Genomic DNA, 15,727 nt, shown 5'->3' with positions numbered 1-15,727 from the left:
CCCTGTACGGGGGCGAGAACACGGAGTGACCGTCAGCCCGCCTCGCGCCGCGCCATGGCGCCGCTGGACCTGGTGACCAGGGCGGCCAGCAGGGCCGCCCCGAGCGGGACCACGACGAGCAGCCCGCCGAGGGTCTCCCACGGCACCGCGATCGGCACGAACAGCTTGTCGTTCGCGTCGCCGGCCATCTCCATCAGGTGTTCCGTCTCCCGTCGCTGGACGAGCCGCAGGCCCACCGCCGGCAGGATGCCGGCAGCCGACCCCAGGACCACGCCCATCAGGGCCACCACCCCGCACTGGAAACCGCTGAGCGTGCGCCGCACCCGCGGCGGGGCGCCGACCGCCGCCAGGGTCTTCAGATCGGCCTCGGCATCGGCCTGCGCGAGTCCGGTGGCGATACCGGCCGCACCGATGGTGACCAGGCCCGCGAAGACGGTCAGGGCGAGGCCGGTGATGTCGGCCTGGGCCTGGTAGCCGGCCTCGATGGTGACGGGTGCCTCCACGCCGATCTGGTCGATCCGCGCGGCCACCCGCTGCTTCTGCTGGCTGGTGGCCGTGCCGTCCAGGGTGAAGTACGAGGCGAACGGCAGGGTGGTCAGTCCGGCGCTCTTGGCCGCCGCGGGCGGCAGGACGAGCTCCAGGCCCCACCCCTCGGCGGTGTCGGGCGCCTGGTGGACGGGGAAGGCCTTGTCCACGCCCTTGGGGTCGACGCCGGGCTCGTAGACCTCGTCCTTGTTGTCGATCAGCCGGACGGTCACCTTGCCGTCCTTGACGTTGCGCTTGTCGAACGAGACGCCCTTGCCCTCCTTGAGGGCGGCGACCGCGCCCGGATCGGTGACGGCGAGCGCCGTCAGCAGCTTCTCGTCGGCGACGACCACGCCGAACTGCACGGAGTGGCGGTTGTACGTGCACCGCGGGTCCTTGCGCAGCGCCTTCTTCTCCGCCGGGCCGAACGCGTCGGCCCCGCCCTTGGCCTCGTAGAGCGGGCAGCGCTGCTCCTTGGGCCGGATGATCTCGGCCCGGCCGCAGCCCTCGTTGCCGGTGAAGCGCTCGCAGCCGGGCTTGCCGTACGAGATGTAGTCCACGTCCGCCCGTACGGCCAGGGGGAGTTCCTGCGTCACCGCCTCGCGGACGGCGCCCATGTCCTTGCTGCGGCCGAGCTCGTTGATGGACACGATGCCCACGCCGTCCGGGAGGTCGGCGACGTACTCGTGGCGGGCCTGGATCTCCTGGCTGTGCGTGTACGTGGACACGGCGACGGTGCCGGCCACGGCGGCCAGGACGGCCGCGACGGCGGGAGCCGTACGCCCCCGGTTGCGGACGGCGTCGCGCAGCGCGAGCCGCGGCGACAACGGCAGCCAGCGCCCGAGCCGCCCGAACAGGCCGACCAGCACGGGGGTGAGGGCGACGATGCCGAGCTCGGCGATGGCGCTGCCGCCCGCGACCACGGTGGCGCCCATCCTGGAGGCCGTGCCGTAGAGGGCGATCGCGGCGCCGGCGGCGAGGGCGACCAGGCCGAGGACGGGCAGCACCCGGTTGGCCCGGCGGACCCCGCGACGGCCGGTCAGCGAGGCCAGCACGGTCTGCCGGGACGCGGTGACGGCCGGGGCGATCGCGGCCAGCAGGCCGGTCAGGACGGCGAGCAGGGCGATGGCGAGGATCTCCAGCGGACGCAGCGTGAACCCGCCGAAGCGCGCGCCGAGATACTCCTCCAGCACCGGCCGCAGCCCCAGGGTGAGGGCGATGCCGAGCACCGTGCCGCCGACCGCGGCCGCGGCGCCGATGACGAGGCCGCCGGAGAGCACGATGGCCCGGATGTGGCGCCGGTCGCCGCCGTTGGCGCCGACCAGGCCGAGCTGGCGGCGCGAGCGCCGGGCGCCGACCGCGAAGGCCGGCCCGGCCAGCAGGCAGATCTCCAGCATCGCGAGGCCGACGACCGTGGCCAGGACCGCCAGTTCGGTGGTCGGGAGCCCCTGGTCGGCGGAGTAGTAGCCCGCCGCCTTCTGCTGGGCGATGTAGGGCACCTCGGACTCGGCCGGCGGGTCGAGGAACACCGCGCGCGAGACGACCTGCACGCTCTTCGTGTTGAGGGCCTTGACCATGTTCCACGTGAAACCATCGCCGCCGACCTTGACCAGGTAGCTGTCGGTGGCCACCACGCCGGGGACCCCGGCGGCCTGGAACGCCTTGTCGAGCGGGGCCAGCAGGGTGCCGGGCGGGGCGAGGATCTCGCTCTTGCTGAGCTCGGAGGGCAGCTCGTAGGCGCCCACGATCCGGTACCACGTCTGCGAGCCGCGGGCGCGGAACTCGGAGCCCACGAAGAAGCCGGACTCCTTCAGGAAGGCGGTCGTGGCGACGACCTCGCCCGCCTCCTGGGCGGGCCGCCCGCGCTTCATCTCGATCATGCCTTTGACCAGGGGGCTGGCCGCGTCGATCTCGCGCAGATCGCTCTCCAGCAGGCCGTACCGGGTCCGGATCTTGGTGTGCGCCGTGCTGTCCTTGAGGGACTGGGCGCCCGCGGGGATCACCGAGGGCAGGAGCTTGGGATCCGGCTCCGCGCCGGGTACGTAGGTGTCGTAGCCGCCGGCGGGCGAGGAGTTCCTCCCCTCGACGTCCTGGAAGACGGGCCCCGTGAGATGGGAGTCGCTCAGTCGGGCGTCCGCCGCACCGATCTGACGGGTCACCTTCTGCTCGGGCGAGAGTTCGGCGCTGCGCACGGTGAGATCGGCGGCGCTCACGCCGACGATCGGCAGGGCGATCATCGCGAGGACGAGGGCGCTGCGGCCCTTCGCGCGCCAGGCGTCGCGGCGGGCGATCCGGATGGCCGCGACCCAGGAGTGGTACGAGGACTTCACCGGCCGGCCGCCTGCTCCGAGAGCAGCGAGTCGGCCTGGCTGCGCAGGGTCTCGTCGACCACGCTGCCGTCGCGCAGGAAGACCACGCGGTCGGCCCAGGCGGCGAACCGCGGTTCGTGGGTGACGAGGATGCCGGCGGCGCCCGCGTCGCAGCGCGAGCGCAGCAGGGCGAGAACGGATTCGCCGGTCTCGGAGTCGAGGGCGCCGGTGGGCTCGTCCGCGAGGACCAGGCGGCGGTCGCCGACGAGTGCCCGGGCGATGGCCACGCGCTGCTGCTGGCCGCCGGACATCTCGTCGGGGAAGCGGTCGGCGAGCCGGCCGAGGCCCATTTCCTCCAGGGCGGCCAAGGCCGAGACGCGGGCCTTGCGGGCGGAGATCCCGTCGAGCTCCCGGGGCAGCGCCACGTTCTCGGCGGCGGTGAGGGCCGGGATCAGGTTGTAGTCCTGGAAGACGTACCCGATGCTGCGGCGGCGCAGTGCGGCCAACTGCCCCCGGCTCGCGGTGGTGATGTCGGTGCCCTCGACGACGACGTGGCCGCTGGTGGGCGTGTCGAGGCCGCCGGCCAGGGTGAGCAGCGTGGACTTGCCGGAGCCGGAGGGGCCCATGACGGCGACGAGCTCGCCGGGGTACACGGACAGGTCGATGCCGCGCAGGGCGTGCACCTCGGTGGCGCCGCTGCCGTGCGTGCGGACGAGTCTGTCGAGCCGCAGCACGGGCTGTGCGGAGGGCGCCGCGGGTGCGGACGGCGCAGGCTGTCCGGGCTGTCCGGGCTGTATGCGGGGTGCGGAGTGCTGGTCGGGCATGGAGGTCCCCCCTGGGACGGTGGTGGCTTCAGCCCCGCGGGGTGCGGAAGGCGCGGAGCTTCGGTGCGGCGGCGGCCGCGGGGGCGTCGGTGTCTGCGGCCGGGGTTGGATCGGGCTCGGCTCTCCGTTCGGCCGGCAGGGAGAGCCGTACGAGCCGTGCCTCCGAGTGGTCGAGCCACCGGGCCTCGGCCTCGGTCTGGAAGATCAGCTGCTCCAGGACCAGCAGCCAGGCCAGGTCGTCGCGTTCACGGGACTTCCCGCTTTCGATCGCGGCGAGCGCCTGCGCCTTGAGCCGGGTGTAGTCCTGCATCGCCTTGATCGTGGCGTGCCGCTGGGCCTGGATGACGGCGCGGATGTCCACGCCGGGGGCGCCCACGGCCATGGCGAGTTTGATGGACAGCTCGTCGCGGGGCGGGTTGGTGCGGTCGACGGGGCGCTCGTACCACTGGTGCAGTTCGGCGCGTCCGGAGTCGGTGATGGCGTAGAGGGTGTGCCCGGCGGTGTCCTCGCCGCCGGGTGCGACGAGGCCGTCGCGTTCGAGGCGGGCGAGGGTGGTGTACACCTGCCCGACGTTGAGCGGCCAGGTGGAGCCGGTGCGGGATTCGAACTCGGTACGCAGCTGAGAGCCGTACCGAGGACCCCTTTCCAGCAGGGCGAGGAGGCCGTGGCGGATCGACATACTCAGTATGTATACCGGGTATGCAGGCCCGCGCAACCATCCAGAGGTGTACGCCGGAGGGGGGACGGGCGCTCTCGCGTCCGGCTACGGGAGGGGGCGCAGGGGCGTCACAGCCCCTTGCGCAGCCGCATCCCGAGGTAGCCCAGACCCAGCCCCATCAGGGCGAATCCGGTGCCGAGCGGCAGTAGGTGGGCGGCCAGGTCGGCGGCGCGCTCGTTCGGCCCCGTGCCGATGGCGGTGACCACGGGCGGAGGGCTCGGCGGGGGCTGCCCGACCGGCCGCGGACTGGCGGGATCGGCCGGCCGGTCCGGCCGGTCCGGGTGGTCCGGGTGGTTCGGGCGGTTCGGGTGGCCCGGCCGGTCCGGGCGGGCCGGAATCGCTTCGGTGGCCGGCCGGTGGTGCGGGCGGACCGGGAGGAGGGGGCGGCCGGCGAGCACGGTCTCCGGGTTCGCCGGCTCGGCGGCCGGCCGCCCGGGCCGCTCCCGCCCGACTCCTGCGACGCTTCCGGCGAGCTCCTCGTACGCCTCGTGCGGTACGTCGGCCACCGGATCGGGGTCGGCTCCCGGATCGGTCTCGTCGGCCTTCGGCGCGGCGGCGGGAGCCCTGGCCGGGTACGGGACGGACGGGGCGGAGGCGGCCGAAGCTGCGGGGGCGGCGGGAGACAGGGCGGCGGCGGCCACTGCGGCCCCGGCCAGCCAGCGCTGCGCGCGGAGGCGTTGAGTCACGGGGAGCCCCTCCCGTCCCGAGCAGCCGAGGTGTTGCGCTCAGGTTTACATAGTGGGGCAAAACCGGCATCCCGGACGCCCCGTCAGGGTCGCCCGGGATGCCGGGTGTGTCGTGGGGGACCGAACGGCGCCCCTGCGGGCCTACTCCGGCATGCCGGTCGACACGGTCAGCGTGTACTCCGTGCCTTCCTTGTCGATCTTGTCCCCGGGGCGCGGGTTCTGGTCGAGCACGGTGTCCTTGCCGTACACGGCCTCGTCCTTGTCGACGATCTTGTACTTGCCGCCGGAGGCCTGGATGCACGCCTTGACCGACAGCAGGTTCTTGTAGCGCAGGTCCGGCGCCGTGTACTTGGTGGCGTCGCTGAAGTGCTTGCTCGGCTCCTTGCACTTCGCGGCGTCGATCGTGCGCGAGGTGTCCGGCCCCTTGTACCCGGCCTTGGCCGAGCCCGTCGCGGCCGTCGAGGCCCCGGGCGACGAGGCCGTGTCGCCGGACCCGCCCTTGTCGTCGCCGTTCATCGAGATCACCGCGATCAGACCGCCGATGGCCAGCAGCGCCACCGCGATCGCTCCGACGACCACCGGCATGTTCCGCTTGTCGCCGCCCCCGCCGGACGTGCTCGTCGAGGCCGGGGAGATGGCGAAGGGCGGCGGGGTCGACGGCGCGTACTGCTGCTGGTGCGACACCTGCTGCTGCGGCGGGTACGCGTAGCCGCCCTGCCCGTGCGGCTGCGCCACCGGCGCCGGGGCGGGTGCGTACGGGGACGGCGTCGGCGTCGGCGCGTACGGCTGCTGCACGGACTGGGCCGGCGAGGCCTGGAACCCGGAGTCCACCGGCGGGAACACGGCCGAGCTCACGCCCGCCCCGCTGCCGCCCGTGTGCGTGCCGGGCACGATGGCCGGCGCGCCGGTCTGCCCGGCCGACATCACCCGCGCGACCTCGTCGCGCATGGCGGCGGCCGTGGGGAAGCGCTCGTTCGGGTTCTTCTTCAGGGCCCGGGCCACCAGCGCGTCCATCGCCGGGGTGACCGAACGGTTGATGGAGGACGGGGCGACCGGCTCCTCCTGGACGTGCGCGTACGCGATGGCCAGCGGCGAGTCCGCGTCGAACGGGATCCGGCCCGTCAGCAGCTGGAACAGCATGATGCCGACCGAGTACAGGTCGGAGCGGGCGTCCACCCCGCGCCCCAGCGCCTGCTCGGGCGAGAGGTACTGGGGGGTGCCGACGACCATGCCCGTCTGCGTCATCGAGGTGACCCCCGACTGCATGGCGCGGGCGATGCCGAAGTCCATGACCTTGACCAGGCCGCGCTTGGTCATCATCACGTTGCCGGGCTTGATGTCGCGGTGCACCAGCCCCATCTCGTGGCTGACCTCCAGCGCGGCCAGCACGTCGGCCGTCACCTTCAGCGCCTTGTCTGCGGGCATCGCGCCGTACTGGCGGATGTCCGCCTCCAGGACGGAGCCGAGCGGCAGGCCCTCCACGTACTCCATGACGATGTACGGCATCACGGCGGCGTCGCCCGCCCCGGGGCCGCTGAAGGTGACTTCGCCCTCGCCGGTGTCGAAGACCGAGACGATGTTCGTGTGCGACAGTTTCGCAACAGCCTGCGCCTCACGGCGGAAGCGCTCGCGGAACGACTGCTCCCGGCCGAGGTCGCTGTGCAGCGTCTTGATGGCGACCTGCCGGTCGAGCGCCGAGTCGTACGCCAGGTACACGGACGCCATGCCGCCCGCACCCAGCAAGTCCCTTAGCTGGTAACGGCCACCGGCCAGAGAGCCGCCCGCGTACTGGCCCTGAGTGCCGTCCTGGCTCATGACTGTTGCTTCCCCTCGGGATGTGTCCCAACGCCTCTGGCTGAGCGCATGTGGCGCCCAGTCTGCCGGAGGGCAAGCACACGTCAAGCCGGGTGCCCGTTCCGTGACCACGGGGCCACACGGCGCCATAGTCCGAACGGCGACCTGTTCCGAGGCTGTAGCGTTCATCGGAGCACCCGAAAAGGACCTACCGCTGAGCGGCGGCCGAGAGAGACGACGGCGAGGACTGATGGCACCCGAACCCGAGGGAAACGGCGCCGGGATGGCCGACGGTCCTGAGCATTGGGGCGCCGGCGGCCTGGTCGGCGACGGCCGCTACCGGCTCACCCACCGCCTGGGCCGCGGCGGCATGGCGGAGGTCTTCGCCGCCGAGGACGTACGGCTGGGCCGGATCGTCGCCGTGAAGCTGCTGCGCGCCGACCTCGCCGAGGACCCCGTCTCCAAGGCCCGCTTCACGCGGGAGGCGCAGTCGGTCGCCGGGCTCAACCACCACGCCGTCGTCGCCGTGTACGACTCCGGCGAGGACAAGGTCGGCCCCAATACGGTGCCGTACATCGTGATGGAGCTGGTCGAGGGCCGCACCATCCGCGATCTGCTGATCAGCGCCGAGGCCCCGGGCCCGGAGCAGGCGCTCATCATCACCTCGGGCGTGCTCGAAGCGCTCGCGTACTCGCACCAGCACGGCATCGTGCACCGCGACATCAAGCCCGCCAACGTCATCATCACCGAGACCGGCGCGGTCAAGGTGATGGACTTCGGCATCGCGCGCGCCCTGCACGGCGCCCAGTCGACGATGACCCAGACCGGCATGGTCATGGGCACCCCGCAGTACCTGTCGCCCGAGCAGGCGCTCGGCAAGGCGGTCGACCACCGCTCCGACCTGTACGCCACCGGCTGCCTGCTGTACGAACTGCTCGCGCTGCGGCCCCCGTTCACCGGCGAGACCCCGCTCTCGGTGGTCTACCAGCACGTACAGGACGCACCGGTTCCGCCCTCGCAGCTGCCGGAGGGCCAGCACATCCCGCAGGAGCTCGACGGGCTCGTCATGCGCTCCCTCGCCAAGGACCCGGACGACCGGTTCCAGAGCGCCGAGGAGATGCGCGGGCTGGTCCAGTACGCGCTCCAGATGCTGCACGACCAGGGCGCGAACACCGGCACCTGGAACACCGGCCCGGTCACCATGGCCCTGCCGCACGGGCGCGGCGGCGCGGCACAGACCACGGCGATGCCGATGGGGCCGACCGGCGGGCAGCAGCCGTACGCGGCGCACGCCACGACCTCGCAGTTCCAGCAGCCGATGGTGCCGCCGATCAACCCGGACGACGGCTCGGCCTTCCCCGGCGGGGGCGGGTACGACAACCACGGCCACGGCGGCGGGCAGGGCGGTCACGACGGGTACGAGGGCTACGACGACCGCGGGAGCAGCCGCTGGAAGCTGTGGCTGTTCGCGGTGCTGGCGATCATCGCGATCGCGGGCGGCGTGGCGTACGCCGTCAATTCGGTGTCGCACAGCAACAACAAGGACGACAGCACTCCGCCCGCCGTCCAGAGTTCTTCGAGCGGTCAGGCGAACACCCCGTCCGACCCGCAGGTGAGCCCCTCGCACGCGACGCCGTCGTCGCGCCAGTCGGACGACGACTACACGCCGTCGCCGGGCCGCTCCAAGTTCACGCAGAGCAGCAGCCCCTCGACGTCGACGTCGCCGTCGTTCAGTTCATCGCCTTCGGCGTCGACCAGTCCGTCCAAGACGCCGCCGACGAAGGCGCCGCCGACGAAGAGCCCGCCGGTGGAATCGCCGAATCCGCTGGACGATCTTTAGGGAAATTCGCAGCTCAGAGGGCGTGCTGGTACTCCCTGTCCGGATTTCCGGCCAGGGAGTGCACGGTGACGAACTGGGGCTCGATGCGCATGTAGACGGGGTCGAAGACCGCGCCGTCCACGTAATGCGGAACTGGTCCGAACAGTTCCAGTTCCCGGGTGGACGGCTCGATGATCTGGGCCGTTCCGGTGAACTGCACGGACCACAGACGGGCATCCGCGGAATTGAAGTTGTCGGCGCCGTACGCCACCACGCTGCCGTTGCACGCCTGGTGGTAGCCGAAGCCCGCGTGCATTCTCAGCACGACCTTGCCGTCCACCACGATGTGGCGGGCGAGGGCGAGGAAGGGCAGCGCGCGCATGCTGGTGGCCACCCGGCCGTACGGCACGCGGCGCAGCAGTTCGATGGCGTGGAGTTCCTCCGGAGACATGCGTCCACTGTCCGGTACGGGCCCTCGTCCGAAAAGAGGAGGCGGCCCCGACGATCGGGGACGTTGGTCCCGAATGAGACGAACGGACGCCGCGGCGGAACTCAGGCGCGCTTCTCGGCCTGGAGCCGGGCCACGTACGCGGCGGCCTGCGAGCGGCGCTCCATGCCCAGCTTGGACAGCAGGCTGGAGACGTAGTTCTTGATGGTCTTCTCGGCCAGGTGCAGCCGCTCGCCGATGACGCGGTTGGTCAGGCCCTCGCCGATCAGGTCGAGGATCTTGCGCTCCTGCTCGGTGAGGTTGGCCAGGCGGTCGTCGCCCTTGCCGTTCTTGCCGTCGCGCAGCCGCTCCAGCACGCGCGCCGTGGCGACGGGGTCCAGCAGCGACTTGCCGGCCGCGACGTCCCGTACGGCGCTCAGCAGCTCGTTCCCGCGGATCGCCTTGAGCACGTAACCGGAGGCCCCGGCCATGATCGCGTCGAACAGCGCCTCGTCGTCCGCGAAGGAGGTCAGCATGAGGCACTTGATGTCCTCGTTCTGCGATCGGACCTCGCGGCAGACCTCGACCCCGCTGCCGTCGGGCAGGCGTACGTCGAGCACGGCGACGTCCGGACGGGTGGCGGGGATGCGCACCAAGGCGTCCGCGGCGGTACCGGCCTCGCCGACGATCTCGATGTCCTCTTCGACCGAAAGGAGCTCATGGACACCCCGACGTACCACTTCGTGGTCGTCCAGGAGGAATACCTTGATTTTTCCGTCTTCGCGCACGAACTCAGTTTCACACACTCACCCCTTCCCTGCGGTCGTTACCCGGGATAACGTGCCGTTGTTCCGGCCCCCTGCAAGGCTGTGACCAGTGCTTGTTCCCCACCTGGCGGATTTACTTGGAAATCCAAGCAAAAACGCAGGTCAAGTGGGGTTTCGCAGTTATGCGGCGCACTGGGTAACGTGCATTGCGCAGGGCACTTGCCGGGGCACCTGTCACGCCCGAATCCGTACACGACGCGCACCCACCCTTGTGCGCTGGTACGGATCCGGGTGAGCCGCACTGGACCCCGGAGAACCCGGGAGCCGGACCGACGGAGGAGCAACACGTGACCGTGGAGAGCACTGCCGCGCGCAAGCCGCGACGCAGCAGCGGCACCAAGCGGGCGGCAGGCGCGGCGAGCGCCGCCAAGGCCCCCGCTGCCAAGGCTGCCGCCACCGCGCAGAACGCCGAGCCCCAGCTCGTACAGCTGTTGACGCCCGAGGGTGAACGGGTCAGCGCAGCGGACAATCCCGACGCCGCGGAGTTCCTCTCCTTCGTCGAGGACATCACGACCGAGGACCTGCGCGGGCTCTACCGCGACATGGTCCTGACCCGCCGATTCGACGGCGAGGCGACCGCCCTCCAGCGCCAGGGCGAGCTGGGCCTGTGGGCCTCGCTGCTCGGCCAGGAGGCCGCCCAGATCGGCTCCGGCCGCGCCCTGCGCGACGACGACTACGTGTTCCCGACCTACCGCGAGCACGGTGTGGCCTGGTGCCGGGGCGTCGACCCGACGAACCTGCTCGGCATGTTCCGCGGCGTGAACCACGGCGGCTGGGACCCGAACACGAACAACTTCCACCTGTACACGATCGTCATCGGCTCGCAGACGCTGCACGCGACCGGTTACGCGATGGGCGTGGCCAAGGACGGCGCGGACTCCGCGGTCATCGCCTACTTCGGCGACGGCGCGTCCAGCCAGGGCGACGTGGCCGAGGCGTTCACCTTCTCGGCCGTCTACAACTCCCCCGTGGTGTTCTTCTGCCAGAACAACCAGTGGGCGATCTCCGAGCCGACCGAGCGCCAGATGCGCGTGCCGCTCTACCAGCGCGCCCAGGGCTTCGGCTTCCCCGGCGTCCGCGTGGACGGCAACGACGTGCTCGCCTGCCTCGCGGTCACCCGCTGGGCGCTGGCGCGGGCCCGCGCGGGCGAGGGCCCGACCCTGGTCGAGGCGTTCACGTACCGCATGGGCGCGCACACCACCTCCGACGACCCGACCAAGTACCGGCGGGACGAGGAGACGCAGGCCTGGGAGGCGAAGGACCCGATCCTGCGCCTGAAGACGTACCTGCTGGCCAGCGGCGGCGCCGACGAGGCCTTCTTCGAGTCGCTGGAGGCCGAGAGCGAGGCCCTGGGCAAGCGGGTGCGCGAGGTCGTGCGCGCCATGCCCGACCCGGACACCATGGCGATCTTCGAGAACGTCTACGCGGACGGGCACGCGCTCGTCGACGAGGAGCGCGCCCAGTTCGCCGCCTACCTCGCGTCCTTCGAGGAGGGTCACTGATGGCTGTCGAGAAGATGTCGATCGCGAAGGCGCTCAACGAGTCCCTGCGCAAGGCCCTGGAGCAGGACCCGAAGGTCCTGATCATGGGCGAGGACGTCGGCAAGCTGGGCGGTGTCTTCCGCATCACCGACGGTCTGCAGAAGGACTTCGGCGAGGAGCGGGTCATCGACACCCCGCTCGCCGAGTCCGGCATCGTCGGCACGGCGATCGGCCTGGCGCTGCGCGGCTACCGGCCCGTGGTGGAGATCCAGTTCGACGGGTTCGTCTTCCCCGCGTACGACCAGATCGTCACGCAGCTCGCGAAGATGCACGCGCGGGCGCTGGGCAAGGTCAAGATGCCGGTCGTCGTACGCATCCCGTACGCCGGCGGCATCGGCGCGGTGGAGCACCACTCGGAGTCCCCCGAGGCGCTGTTCGCGCACGTCCCGGGCCTGAAGGTGGTCTCGCCGTCGAACGCGAGCGACGCGTACTGGATGCTCCAGCAGGCGATCCTCAGCGACGACCCGGTGATCTTCTTCGAGCCGAAGCGGCGCTACTGGGACAAGGGCGAGGTCGACACCGACGCCATCCCCGGCGAGCTGCACAAGGCGCGCGTGGCGCGCGAGGGCTCGGACATCACCCTGGCGGCCTACGGCCCCATGGTGAAGGTCTGCCTGGAGGCGGCGGCCGCCGCGGCCGAGGAGGGCAAGTCGGTGGAGGTCGTCGACCTGCGCTCGATGTCCCCGATCGACTTCGACGGGCTGCAGGTCTCCGTGGAGAAGACCCGCCGGCTCGTGGTCGTCCACGAGGCCCCGGTGTTCCTGGGCACGGGCGCGGAGATCGCCGCCCGCATCACGGAGCGGTGCTTCTACCACCTGGAGGCGCCGGTGCTGCGCGTGGGCGGGTTCCACGCCCCGTACCCGCCGGCCCGCCTGGAGGACGAGTACCTGCCGGGCCTGGACAGGGTGCTCGACGCCGTCGACCGCTCGCTTGCGTACTGAGGAGAGCGTTCCCGTGACGATCCGCGAATTCAAGATGCCCGACGTGGGCGAGGGCCTGACCGAGGCCGAGATCCTCAAGTGGTACGTCCAGCCCGGTGACACGGTCACCGACGGGCAGGTCGTCTGCGAGGTCGAGACGGCGAAGGCGGCCGTGGAGCTGCCGATCCCGTTCGACGGGACCGTGCACGCACTGCTCTTCGAGGAGGGCACCACGGTCGACGTCGGCCAGGTGATCATCTCGGTGCAGACGGGCGAGGCCCAGGCCCCCGAGGCCGCCGCTGCGGCCGTGGCCCCGGCCGCGGCTCCCGTCGTCGCCGAGGCCGCCGAGGAGCCGGCCGCCGCCGCACGCCAGCCCGTCCTGGTCGGCTACGGGGTCTCCCAGGCCTCGACCAAGCGCCGCCCGCGCAAGGCCGCTCCGGCCGCGCAGAACGGCAGCGCCGCGGTGGCCCTGCCGGCCGTACCCGCCCAGCCGGAGGCGGCGGCCGCGCCGGCCGCCGCACCCGCCGGGCTGAACGGCAACGGCCACGCGGCCGGGGAGCGCCCGCTGGCGAAGCCGCCGGTGCGCAAGCTGGCCAAGGACCTCGGCATCGACCTCGCCTCGGTGGTGCCCACCGGCGAAGGCGGGGTCGTGACCCGCGAGGACGTGCACGCCGCCGCGGCGGCCGCGATCGCCCCGCAGAGCGCGGTGTCCGCACCGGCTCCGGCCGTATCCGCAGCGGCCGTGCCGGTACCGGCCCAGGCCGAGGCACCGGCGGCGGCCGGGGACGCCCGCGAGACCCGCATCCCGGTCAAGGGCGTCCGCAAGGTCACCGCCCAGGCGATGGTCAACTCGGCGTTCACCGCGCCGCACGTCACCGAGTTCATCACCTTCGACGTGACCCGCACGATGAAGCTGGTCCAGGAGCTCAAGGAAGACCCGGACCTCGCCGGTCTGCGGATCAACCCGCTGCTGCTCATCGCCAAGGCGGTGCTGGTGGCCATCCGCCGCAACCCGGACGTCAACGCGTCCTGGGACGAGGCGGCCCAGGAGATCGTGCTCAAGCACTACGTCAACCTGGGCATCGCGGCGGCCACCCCCCGCGGCCTGATCGTCCCGAACATCAAGGACGCCCACGCCAAGACCCTCGGCGAGCTGTCCACGGCCCTGTCCGAGCTGGTCGCCACGGCCCGCGACGGCAAGACCTCCCCGGCCGACATGCAGAACGGCACCATCACCATCACCAACGTCGGCGTCTTCGGCGTCGACACCGGTACGCCCATCCTGAACCCCGGCGAGTCCGCGATCCTCGCGGTCGGTGCGATCAAGCTCCAGCCGTGGGTCCACAAGGGCAAGGTGAAGCCGCGTCACGTCACCACCCTGGCGCTGTCGTTCGACCACCGCCTCATCGACGGTGAGCTCGGCTCGAAGTTCCTGGCGGACATCGCGGCCGTCCTGGAACACCCGCGCCGCCTGGTCACCTGGGCGTAGCCCGGTCCCGACCGGTACCCGAAGCCCCCCTCGCCACCGCACCGCGAGGGGGGCTTCGGCCCGTCGGAAAACTCCTGGTCGGATGCCCGGCGGCCGGGCGATGATCAACGTATGAGATTCCGCGCCGCCACTGAGGCCCCCGACGGCACCGACCGAGCCCTGGCCTACCCGGCCGACGGGCCGGTCGAGGCCCTGTCCGCCGAGAAGATCCGCGAGGAGCTCGCCGGGAACCGGTTCCGGCCCGAGTGGATCTGGTTCGCCGAGGACGAGGACGGCGAGGTCCTCGGCCGTGCGCTGTGGTGGGGCCGGGCCGACAGCGAGCGGCCCATCGCGCTCGACTGCCTCCAGGTACGGGAATCCGTCGCCGACCCTGCCGCGCTCGCCGCCGGCCTGCTCGCCGCCGGGCACGCGGCCTTCGGGAACGTCCCGCTCTACAACATCTCGCTGCCCGGCGACTGGCGCACCCGCCCCGGCCTCGTCGAGGCCGTCGCCTGGCGCCGGCGGGCCGCGTACGAGGCGGGGCTGACCCGCGAGATCGAGCGGCTGCGCTACGAGTGGACGCCGGCCGCCGGCACCGCCGGGCCCACCGGGCGGCTGGTCTTCCGCGAGGGCACGGACGAGGAGTTCCTCGACGCCTTCGCCCGCCTCTCGGCCGGCAGCCTGGACCTGCACACGCAGAACGAGCTGCGCACGAGGGACGCTGAGCAACTGGCCCGCGATGACGTCGAGTTCTACCTGGACTGCCCCGGTGAGCGCTCCTGGTGGCGGCTGGCCGAGCTCCCGGACGGCACCCTCGCCGGCCTGGCCGTCCCGTCCGCGACCCCGTACCACCGCAACGTCGGATATCTGGGCGTCGTACCGGAGCTGCGCGGCCGGGGCCTGATCGACGAGGTCCTGGCAGAGATCACCCGCTTCCACGCGGCCGCCGGCGCCGAGCGCATCACGGCGACCACGGACACCGTCAACGCCCCGATGGCCGCCGCCTTCGACCGCGCGGGCTACGAGGTCACGGAGATCCGCCTGGTCCTGGAGCGTCCGCAGGGCTAGGGGGTAGCCTCCCCGCCGGGGAAGGGGGGCCGGGAGTGGCCATCGCCGAGTTGCAGGTGTACTCCGTCGAGGAGGCCGACGTCACGGGCGGGGTGTGCGTGGTCCGCTGCCTGGGCGGGGTCGCGCGCGCCGGGCAGGTCTACGCCGTCGGGGAACTGCGGCTCGGGCTGCGCCGTATCGAGCGGTACGGGCGCACCGTGGCCTTCTTCGACGCGGGCCACGTGGCCAAGGTGCACCTCACCGGGGCCCTGGTCGCGCTGCTCGCCCGGGGCCAGGTGCTGACCGCCGTCCCGCCCGGCGGGCACGCGCTGGAGGACATCGAGGCCTGGCTGGCCACCGACCCGCCGCTGCTGGACGAGCCGCATCCGCTGACCCTGCGGACGCTGGCCGTGGGCCGGATGCAGGGGGACTGGCTGCCCGAGGGGACCCGGCTGCGCTGGGGCGCGGTCGCGCTGGCCGCGACGTACCGCAAGGCCGAGTGGGAGGGCGCGCACCCGCTGGACCGGGCGGTCGAGGTGGCCGCCGTACGGGGCTACCTGATCGATCAGTTCGGCCCGGGCCGCGGCGGCGATCCGGCGGAGCTGTGCCGCGACGCGCTGGCGCTGATCGACCTGACCCCGGCGGAGGCGGCCGCGGAGGCGCGCACGTGGCGCGACCTGCCGCGACCGCGCATCCAGCACCTGCGGCGCATCAAGCTCCTGCTGCCCTGGACGGCCCTCGTACGGCCGCATCTGGCGGAGGGGGACCCGCTCGCGGCGGCGGTCGACGCCTGGTCGCAGGTCCGCCCGCAGCTGCCGTAGC

General features: G+C 72.2%; 13 protein-coding genes. 6 read left to right on the top strand and 7 right to left on the bottom strand.

The window, feature by feature from the left end; genetic code table 11:
• Positions 1 to 32 precede the first annotated feature (32 nt).
• From CP980_RS16570 to CP980_RS16550, 5 genes are all read right to left on the bottom strand, one after another.
• Positions 33 to 2,855 (bottom strand): ABC transporter permease, encoded by a 2,823-nt coding sequence (locus tag CP980_RS16570; protein WP_150528492.1) that lies wholly within the window; start codon positions 2,853 to 2,855, stop codon positions 33 to 35.
• Complete coding sequence (locus CP980_RS16565; protein WP_132758567.1) at positions 2,852 to 3,568, bottom strand: ABC transporter ATP-binding protein; 717 nt, start codon at positions 3,566 to 3,568, stop codon at positions 2,852 to 2,854. Before CP980_RS16565 ends, CP980_RS16570 begins: the two co-directional genes overlap by 4 nt.
• Positions 3,569 to 3,686: 118 nt before the next feature.
• A complete protein-coding gene (locus CP980_RS16560) occupies positions 3,687 to 4,337 on the bottom strand; it encodes a PadR family transcriptional regulator (RefSeq protein WP_132758202.1) in 651 nt (216 codons plus the stop codon).
• A 107-nt stretch (positions 4,338 to 4,444) separates the two neighbouring features.
• Entirely contained in the window at positions 4,445 to 5,062 is a 618-nt protein-coding gene (locus tag CP980_RS16555) for a hypothetical protein (RefSeq protein ID WP_150528491.1), read from the bottom strand.
• Between the two features lie 141 nt (positions 5,063 to 5,203).
• Positions 5,204 to 6,877, bottom strand: coding sequence for a protein kinase domain-containing protein (locus CP980_RS16550; RefSeq protein ID WP_132758205.1), 1,674 nt, complete (start codon positions 6,875 to 6,877; stop codon positions 5,204 to 5,206).
• A 262-nt stretch (positions 6,878 to 7,139) separates the two neighbouring features.
• On the opposite strand from CP980_RS16550, the gene CP980_RS16545 reads away from it, so the two are divergent.
• The gene (locus CP980_RS16545; protein ID WP_150528490.1) at positions 7,140 to 8,696 is read left to right on the top strand and encodes a protein kinase domain-containing protein; all 1,557 of its coding nucleotides are present in this window, start codon (positions 7,140 to 7,142) and stop codon (positions 8,694 to 8,696) included.
• A 13-nt stretch (positions 8,697 to 8,709) separates the two neighbouring features.
• Here CP980_RS16545 and CP980_RS16540 read toward each other — a convergent pair whose 3' ends face one another.
• Positions 8,710 to 9,126: a pyridoxamine 5'-phosphate oxidase family protein gene (locus tag CP980_RS16540; RefSeq protein ID WP_123513479.1), complete on the bottom strand. Its 417-nt coding sequence runs from the start codon at positions 9,124 to 9,126 to the stop codon at positions 8,710 to 8,712.
• 101 nt (positions 9,127 to 9,227) lie between these two features.
• Positions 9,228 to 9,890: a response regulator gene (locus CP980_RS16535; RefSeq protein WP_099890498.1), complete on the bottom strand. Its 663-nt coding sequence runs from the start codon at positions 9,888 to 9,890 to the stop codon at positions 9,228 to 9,230.
• Positions 9,891 to 10,216: 326 nt separating this feature from the next.
• Here CP980_RS16535 and pdhA point away from each other — a divergent pair, with 326 nt between their 5' ends.
• From pdhA to CP980_RS16510, 5 genes are all read left to right on the top strand, one after another.
• Positions 10,217 to 11,431 (top strand): pyruvate dehydrogenase (acetyl-transferring) E1 component subunit alpha, encoded by a 1,215-nt coding sequence (gene pdhA, locus CP980_RS16530; protein WP_132758211.1) that lies wholly within the window; start codon positions 10,217 to 10,219, stop codon positions 11,429 to 11,431.
• On the top strand, positions 11,431 to 12,411 hold the full coding sequence (locus CP980_RS16525; RefSeq protein WP_030857582.1) for an alpha-ketoacid dehydrogenase subunit beta: 981 nt from the start codon (positions 11,431 to 11,433) through the stop codon (positions 12,409 to 12,411). The genes pdhA and CP980_RS16525 overlap by 1 nt, the downstream gene beginning before the upstream one ends.
• A gap of 34 nt (positions 12,412 to 12,445) precedes the next feature.
• The gene (locus CP980_RS16520) at positions 12,446 to 13,879 is read left to right on the top strand and encodes a dihydrolipoamide acetyltransferase family protein (protein ID WP_132758569.1); all 1,434 of its coding nucleotides are present in this window, start codon (positions 12,446 to 12,448) and stop codon (positions 13,877 to 13,879) included.
• A 111-nt stretch (positions 13,880 to 13,990) separates the two neighbouring features.
• Positions 13,991 to 14,926, top strand: coding sequence for a GNAT family N-acetyltransferase (locus CP980_RS16515; protein WP_150528489.1), 936 nt, complete (start codon positions 13,991 to 13,993; stop codon positions 14,924 to 14,926).
• 35 nt (positions 14,927 to 14,961) lie between these two features.
• On the top strand, positions 14,962 to 15,726 hold the full coding sequence (locus CP980_RS16510) for a hypothetical protein (protein ID WP_150528488.1): 765 nt from the start codon (positions 14,962 to 14,964) through the stop codon (positions 15,724 to 15,726).
• The last annotated feature ends 1 nt before the right edge of the window (position 15,727 follow it).

Source organism: Streptomyces vinaceus (assembly GCF_008704935.1).
Lineage (GTDB): Bacteria > Actinomycetota > Actinomycetes > Streptomycetales > Streptomycetaceae > Streptomyces > Streptomyces vinaceus.
The sequence above is the reverse complement of the archived record's forward strand: the minus strand, read 5'-3'. Positions and strand labels throughout refer to the sequence as shown.

Coding starts and splice junctions, on each gene's coding strand:
- CP980_RS16560 (WP_132758202.1), bottom strand. CDS start 4,337: ATGTCGATCCGCCACGGCCTCCTCGCCCTGCTGGAAAGGGGTCCTCGG.
- CP980_RS16550 (WP_132758205.1), bottom strand. CDS start 6,877: ATGAGCCAGGACGGCACTCAGGGCCAGTACGCGGGCGGCTCTCTGGCC.
- CP980_RS16545 (WP_150528490.1), top strand. CDS start 7,140: ATGGCCGACGGTCCTGAGCATTGGGGCGCCGGCGGCCTGGTCGGCGAC.
- CP980_RS16540 (WP_123513479.1), bottom strand. CDS start 9,126: ATGTCTCCGGAGGAACTCCACGCCATCGAACTGCTGCGCCGCGTGCCG.
- CP980_RS16525 (WP_030857582.1), top strand. CDS start 11,431: ATGGCTGTCGAGAAGATGTCGATCGCGAAGGCGCTCAACGAGTCCCTG.
- CP980_RS16520 (WP_132758569.1), top strand. CDS start 12,446: ATGCCCGACGTGGGCGAGGGCCTGACCGAGGCCGAGATCCTCAAGTGG.
- CP980_RS16515 (WP_150528489.1), top strand. CDS start 13,991: ATGAGATTCCGCGCCGCCACTGAGGCCCCCGACGGCACCGACCGAGCC.